This window comes from Streptomyces sp. NRRL B-24572, assembly GCF_002156145.1.
GTDB lineage: Bacteria > Actinomycetota > Actinomycetes > Streptomycetales > Streptomycetaceae > Streptomyces > Streptomyces vietnamensis.
The window spans coordinates 1-6,797 of the sequence record NZ_MWIG01000124.1 but is presented as its reverse complement, the minus strand read 5'-3'; the positions used below and the strand labels follow the sequence as shown (position 1 = coordinate 6,797).

Here is a 6,797-nt window from a genome sequence, read left to right as displayed (position 1 = left end):
GTGCCGTCCGCGGACGGCACCGGTCTGCCCGACGTACTGCCTCGCGTCACGCTTACCCCCGGCGGCCCGGTCGGCGCCGTCCTGCCGAGCCGCAGCGGCGCGCTGATCGCCCCGATGTCCACGTCCGTCATGAGGATCGACAACGGTGGCCGATCCGAAGAGATCACCTCCCTTTCCCTTCCCCAGGACGGCATAAGGCGACGGTTCAACGACGCCGCGTGCGACCCCCACGGGCGTCTCCTCGCCGGCACCATGGCCTACGACGCGACCGAGGGGGCAGGCTCCCTGTACCAGCTCGGTCCGGACGGCCTGCGGGTGCTGCTCGACTCCGTGACCATCTCCAACGGTCTCGGCTGGAGCCCCGACGGCTCCCTGATGTACTACGCCGACAGCCCGACCGGCCGTGTCGACGTGTTCGACTACGACCTCGCCACCGGCACTCCCAGCGGTCGTCGGCCCTTCGCCTCGATCGAAGGCGGCTTCCCGGACGGCCTGACCGTCGACCGTGACGGCAACGTGTGGGTCGCGGTCTGGGGAGCGGGCCAGGTCCGTGCCTTCGCACCCGACGGCACCTGCCACACCGTCGTGCACGTCGGCACCTCGCACGTGTCCAGCGTCGCCTTCGCCGGCCCCGCCCTCGACACCCTCGTGATCACGACGGCGACCGAAGAACTGACCCAGCAACAGCTGAACGAAGAACGCCACGCCGGGCGGCTGTTCGTCTGCCGTCCGGGCATCGCCGGACTTCCGGCCGTGCCGTTCGACGATCTCGTCCCCCAGGAGACGACATGACCACCACCCTCTCCGCCGCGCTCGCCGCCATGCCCGTCGTGGCGATCCTGCGCTCAAGTTCCGCCGACCGGTTCCCCGAAGTCGCCGACACCCTGCGCCAGGGCGGCATCCGCGCGATCGAGTTCACGCTCACCACCCCCGGGGTCCTCGCCGCCCTGCGCGAGTACACCCAGGACCTGCCCGACGGCCTCACGCTCGGCGCCGGCACGGTCACCACCCCCCGCGAGGCCGAGGCGGCGGTGGCCGCGGGCGCCGAGTACCTCGTCACCCCGGCCACCCAGCCCGAGGTGATCGCCGAAGCCCGCCGGCTCGGAGTCCCGGTGCTGCCCGGCGCCCTCACCCCGACGGAGATCCTGACGGCGTGGCATGCCGGCGCCTCCATGGTGAAACTGTTTCCCGCCGCCGTCGGAGGCCCGGAGTACCTCCGTGCCGTCCGCGCGCCGCTCCCCGGCGTACCGCTCGTGCCCACCGGAGGCATCGACCTCGACGACGCTCCCGGCTACCTCCAGGCGGGTGCCACCGCGCTCGGCATGGGCAGCCCCCTCGTCGGCGACGCCTGCGAGAGCGGCGATCTGTCCGCCCTCGCCGACCGTACGGCCCGGCTCGTCGGTCTCGTGACGGGAGCACGCGGATGACCGCCCTGGTGACCCTGGGCGAGTCGATGGCCGTGGTGGCGGCGAGCACCCCCGGACCCCTCGCGCCCGGGAAACCCGCCAACCTGTCCTTCGCCGGAGCCGAGGCGACCGTCGCCATCGGGGTCAGCCGTCTCGGCCACTCCGCCTCGTGGATCGGCCGGGTCGGCGCGGACGCCGCCGGCACGATGATCGTCCACGGACTGCGGGCGGAAGGTGTCGACGTGTCCCACGTCCACGTCGAACCGGACCTCCCCACCGGACTGATGCTCCGCGAACGCCGCACGGCCGACCGCACCCGCTCCGCCTACTACCGCCGCGGCCTCGCCGGCTCCCGTCTCGCGCCCGGAGACATCGACGAACGACTGGTCTCTTCGGCACGGTTGCTGCACATCACCGGCATCACCCCCGCTCTCGGCCGTACCGCCCGGGACGCCGTACGCCGCGCCGTCGACATCGCCCGTCGGGCCGGAGTCGTCGTCTCCCTCGACGTCAACTACCGCGCGCTGCTGTGGTCCAGGGACGACGCGGCCGACGAACTGGGCTTCCTCGTCCGGCAGGCCGACCTCGTCTTCGCCGGGCCCGAGGAGGCGCGGCTCCTCGTCGACGAGGCACCCCCGGAGGAGACGGCGCAGGCGCTGACGGCACTCGGTCCGCAGCAGGCCGTCGTCAAGCTCGGCGCCGAGGGCGCGCTGGCGGCGATCGACGGAGCGGTCCTGGCCCAGCCACCCGTGCCGGTCACGGTCGTCGACCCGATCGGCGCGGGCGACGCCTTCGTCGCCGGATACCTGGCGGCGTACCTCGACGGCGCGTCACCGGCCGAACGGCTGCTCACCGCGGCGACCTGCGGCTCGTTCGCCGTGTCCGTCCAGGGCGATTGGGAGGGCCTCCCCCGCCGGGAGGAACTGTCCCTGCTCGCCGGCGACGACGTCATCCGCTGATCCCTCACCAGGAGAGCGAGCGGGCATCGCCCCCTCCCGGACTCGATCCGAAACGACAGGAATCACCCTCATGCAACGCTTCTCAGGAAAGACCGCGGTGGTCACAGGCGCCGCCGGCGGCATCGGCGCGGCCACCGCGCTGAGGCTGGCCTCCGAAGGCGCCACCGTCATCCTCGCCGACATCGCCGACGCGGCCGGGCAGGCCGTCGTCGAGCGCATCGTCGCCGGTGGCGCGCGCGCCGCCTACGTCCACTGCGACGTCTCCTCCCCGGAGCACTGGGAGCGGCTGCGGGACCGGACGCACGAGATCGCGGGCCCGGCCGACGTCGTGCACAACAACGCCTTCATCCACCTCCCCGGCGCGGCCCACGAACTGACCGCAGACGCCTGGGACCGGGAGATCTCGGTCAACCTCAAGGCCCTCTACCTCGCCGCCCGTACTTTTCTGGACGACCTGCGGTCCACGAAGGGCTGCTTCGTCGCGACCTCCAGCGTGCACGCCAACTTCGGCCTGCCCGGCAACCCCGCCTACGCGGCCGCGAAGGGCGGCACCTGCGCGCTGATCCGCCAGCTGGCCGTCGAGTACGGGCCCGATGTCCGGTTCAACTCCGTCCTGCCCGGCCCCATCCTCACCGACGTCTGGGACGGGGTGAGCGAGGAGGACCAGCGGATGACCGCCCGCGCCACCGCGCTCGACAGGCTCGGGGCGGCGGACGAAGTGGCCTCCGCGGTCGCCTTCCTGGCGTCCGCCGACGCCTCGTACATCACCGGTACGGAACTCGTCGTCGACGGCGGCTGGTCCGTGAAGAAGGAGTCCAAGTGAAGATCACCGCCCTGCGCACCTACCTCGTCGCCCCCCGCTGGTGCTTCCTGAAGGTCGAGACCGACGAGGGCGTCACCGGCTGGGGCGAACCGGTCATCGAAGGTCGGGCGCACACGGTCGCCGCCGCCGTCGACGAGCTGAGCGACTACCTCGTCGGCCAGGACCCGATGCGCATCGAGGACCACTGGCAGGTCCTCACCAAGGGCGGCTTCTACCGCGGCGGCCCCGTCCTCTCCAGCGCCGTCGCCGGAATCGACCAGGCGCTGTGGGACATCAAGGGCAAGGCGCTCGGCGTCCCGGTGTGGCAGCTGTTGGGCGGCAACGTCCGCGACCGCGCCCGGGTGTACAGCTGGATCGGCGGCGACCGCCCCGACGAGGTTGTCGAGCAGGCCCTGGCCCGCAAGGCCGAAGGCTTCACCGCGATCAAGATGAACGCCTCGCCCCAGCTGGAGTTCATCGACACGCCCAAGGCCGTGCAGGGGATCGTCGACCGCGTCGCCTCCCTCCGCGAGGCCGTCGGCGACGAGTTCGACATCGCCGTGGACTTCCACGGCCGCCTCACCATCCCCATGGCCCGCCGGGTCCTGCCGCTCCTTGAGCCGTACCTGCCGTTCTTCGTCGAGGAACCGCTCGTACCGGAACTGAGCGAGCACATCGGCGACATCGTCCGCTCCACCAGCATCCCCATCGCGACCGGCGAACGCCTCTATTCCCGCTGGGACTTCAAGAAGGTCCTCGGCTCGGGCATAGCCGTCGCCCAGCCCGACCTCTCGCACGCCGGCGGCATCTCGGAGGTCCGCAGGATCGCCGCGATGGCCGAGGCGTACGACGTCTCCCTCGCCCCGCACTGCCCGCTGGGACCGATCGCGCTCGCCTCCTGCCTCCAGGTCGGCTTCGCCTCCCCCAACCTGCTGATCCAGGAGCAGAGCCTCGGCATCCACTACAACACCGGCTCCGACCTGCTCGACTACCTCGTCGACCCCTCGGTCTTCCGGTACGAGGACGGACACGTGGGCCTGCTCACGGAACCCGGCCTCGGCATCGAAGTCGACGAGAAGGCCGTCGAGCACGCCGCCGCGACGGGCCATCGCTGGCGCAACCCGATCTGGCGCCGGCAGGACGGGGCCTTGGCCGAATGGTGACAGCGCGGCCATCGGCTCACTGAACTTGTGGATCACGCGGTGGCGGGTGAGGGGTCGGCGCGCCGACCGGGCGAGTGCGGAGAGTACCGGCGCGACCTCCTCCTCCACGGCCAGGCGGTCGGCCGGCGCGTGGGCACGCGCGCGGTGGGAGTCGTCCGCCATCGCCCGGCGCAGAGCCTCGGCCAGGGTCCCGGAGGTGGGACGACGCAGTGGGATCATCCCGGGAGCGGTGCCCAGAGCAGTCAGCCGGGACGCCCAGAACGCCGCGTCGAACTGGACCGGCACCGGAACGTCGGGCGCCCCGGCCCGCGGGACGGCGCCGGTCGTGCCCGCTCCCGCGTGGTGGACGGCGGCGGCCGTCCGCGGGAAAGAAGGGAATGCGGCACCTCGTCGACGGTCAGGGTGTCGTCGCCCCGAGCGTCCGGTCCCGCCCAGCGCCGCTGGACGATCCCGCGCACGTTCGCCGCGCGCAGCGCGGTGACCATCTCGCGGCTCACCCGCTCGGGTTCGGGAACGGTGGCGCTGCCCAGACCGACGGAGACCGGTCGGGGCCCCGCGGCGAGGAAGTCCTCCAGCTCCCGGGACGGTTGCCCGGTCTCGTGCGGCCACCAGTGCCCCGACACCTCCGGCCCGGTCGGCCAGTCCTGGGGGCGGGGGACGACGAGCTCGCTGTAGTCGTGCAGCACGGGCCATCCCCGCAGCCCTCGGTACCGGCCCGCCGTCACGAGCCCGTGTCGCCGCAGTGACCGTACGGCATCGGAGAACATCAGCTCCACCGACGTCATGACGGCCCGTCCGCTCAGCCGGTTCCCACCGTGCCCAGGGACCGTGTCCCCAGGACGGGGGCGAAGAACTCCCGCGTCGGGTGCGGCGGCTGGAGGTGCAGCCCGATGGTCGGCACCGACAGGCCCTCGGCGATGGCGTACCCGATCGGCCCCGGCGCCCCGCCGACCAGCGGGGCCTCGCTTCCCTCGCCACCTCCACCAGGGTCGCCGTCATCTCGTCGACCGATCCCCGGGTCATCGACGCCGGCCGTACGTGCTTTCCCGCACCGGTCCTCGCCTGATGCAGCCGCCGGCCCTGCGCGGGGTGCAGTTCGGCGCGGGGGTCCACCGGAAGCGGATGGAACCGCACTCCCGCGTTCGTGTGTCGCCATCGCCGCCGCGGGCAATCGCTCAGGGGCCCGCTCCGTGTCGACCAAGATCCCTGCCATGCCCGGACCAGCCGCCTGCGGCTTGGCCGAGTCGTGGCCGTTTCCGCCGTCGTCGAAGCCGGACGGCAACCCCGACGCGGTCCCCTGCCGCGGCGCCTTCGAGGCCGCCCGCCCACGTGGGGATGTACGCATCCGCCGGGCTGCACGACGCCCGTGGCGAGCGGGACGGGCTCATGCCGGGCGCCGCCGCCCGGCGCCACCGGGGCGCGTGCCTTCGGTGATGAACGGCGCTCCGAACACCCCAGGCGTCTTGCCGTTCTCACTCTCCTCGGGGTGATCGGCCGACGCCGTCGCCGTACGAACCAGCTGTGTCCTCCCCGCCGCCGTCGGCTGGGCCGGGTCAGGACAGCGTGCCGACGACCTTGCGGACCTCGGTCGCCACAGACGCGGGCAGCGGTGCGTAGTGGTACGCGACCGGCTCGGCCGCGCCCGTGGCGATGCGGACCGTCCCGATCCTTCGTTGCACGGCGAAGGACAGCTCGAAGTAGCCGATCGCGCCGTCGGTCTGTGTCACCGTCTGGGAGATGGCGTCCGAGCCGCTGGCCGACTGGCCGCCCTGGGCCTGCCATTTCTTGTCCGCCGGGTACGGCCAGGGCTTCCGGGCCGCGCCCTTGAGGTAGGCGTTGAGGTTCTGGGTGGTGCCGGAGTCGTCCGCGCGGTGCAGCGGGATCGGGGATGTCCGGCGGCGTCGCATCGGGGTTGAGGCGCTGGATCGACGGGTCGTTCCAGCGGGTGATCCGCGCGTCGAAGATCCGGGCGAGGGTCGGCGCGTCCAGGACGAGATCGGTGACCTCCGGCACGTTGTAGCCGATTCGGCGCACTGTGTGTGGCGCGGCCTCCGTCGGCGACGGCTTGTCCTCACCGTCGGAACCGCCCGCGCAGCCGGCGAGGAGCGCGCCGCCCATCGCCACCGCGGTGGCTCCTCTCCATCGGCCGGACCGTCCCGAACGTCGGAAACCCGCCGTGATCCGCCTTGAGCGTGCGTGGCCCTGTCGTCCACGCACCGCCCTCACCGCCCGGCGGAGGCTCGACCGCGGGCGGGGAAGGCGCGCCCCGTGCCGCGGTCGGGCCGTCGCGATCAGGCGCAGGTGAGGATGGGGGCGGCCCAGTCCGCGTGGTCGTAGTTCTTGCCGTCGCCGGCGTCGGTGACCACCAGCCGCAGGTCGTTCGTGCCGGTGAGGTCGACGCTGAGGCGTTTCGCGGGATCGCTGCCCCGGAGGACCCCGCTGTCGGCGGCCAGGCTCTGGTCTCGGT

At 72.7% G+C, this 6,797-nt stretch carries 7 protein-coding genes and 1 pseudogene; 5 read left to right on the top strand and 3 right to left on the bottom strand.

Features of this window, described 5'->3' with window-relative positions; all coding sequences use genetic code 11:
- The 5 genes from CCN56_RS08180 to dgoD all read left to right on the top strand — a co-directional run.
- Positions 1-792, top strand: a 792-nt coding sequence (locus CCN56_RS08180) for an SMP-30/gluconolactonase/LRE family protein (protein WP_107484110.1), incomplete at its 5' end; no start/stop codon positions are given.
- Positions 789-1,427, top strand: coding sequence for a bifunctional 4-hydroxy-2-oxoglutarate aldolase/2-dehydro-3-deoxy-phosphogluconate aldolase (locus CCN56_RS08175; RefSeq protein WP_086825030.1), 639 nt, complete (start codon positions 789-791; stop codon positions 1,425-1,427). The genes CCN56_RS08180 and CCN56_RS08175, both read left to right, overlap by 4 nt.
- Entirely contained in the window at positions 1,424-2,365 is a 942-nt protein-coding gene (locus CCN56_RS08170; RefSeq protein WP_086825027.1) for a sugar kinase, read from the top strand. Before CCN56_RS08175 ends, CCN56_RS08170 begins: the two co-directional genes overlap by 4 nt.
- 97 nt (positions 2,366-2,462) lie before the next feature.
- A complete protein-coding gene (locus CCN56_RS08165; protein ID WP_306300590.1) occupies positions 2,463-3,188 on the top strand; it encodes an SDR family NAD(P)-dependent oxidoreductase in 726 nt (241 codons plus the stop codon).
- Complete coding sequence (gene dgoD, locus CCN56_RS08160; protein ID WP_086825023.1) at positions 3,185-4,330, top strand: galactonate dehydratase; 1,146 nt, start codon at positions 3,185-3,187, stop codon at positions 4,328-4,330. Before CCN56_RS08165 ends, dgoD begins: the two co-directional genes overlap by 4 nt.
- Before the next feature lie 165 nt (positions 4,331-4,495).
- On the opposite strand, the pseudogene CCN56_RS44325 reads toward dgoD, so the two are convergent.
- The 3 genes and pseudogenes from CCN56_RS44325 to CCN56_RS08145 form a co-directional block, all read right to left on the bottom strand.
- A pseudogene (locus tag CCN56_RS44325) lies at positions 4,496-5,023 on the bottom strand (hypothetical protein); the annotation flags it as partial.
- Positions 5,024-5,883: 860 nt separating this feature from the next.
- Positions 5,884-6,237: a substrate-binding domain-containing protein gene (locus CCN56_RS44320; protein ID WP_256961852.1), complete on the bottom strand. Its 354-nt coding sequence runs from the start codon at positions 6,235-6,237 to the stop codon at positions 5,884-5,886.
- Positions 6,238-6,621: 384 nt separating this feature from the next.
- Complete coding sequence (locus tag CCN56_RS08145; protein WP_086825035.1) at positions 6,622-6,783, bottom strand: NPCBM/NEW2 domain-containing protein; 162 nt, start codon at positions 6,781-6,783, stop codon at positions 6,622-6,624.
- Positions 6,784-6,797 lie beyond the last annotated feature (14 nt).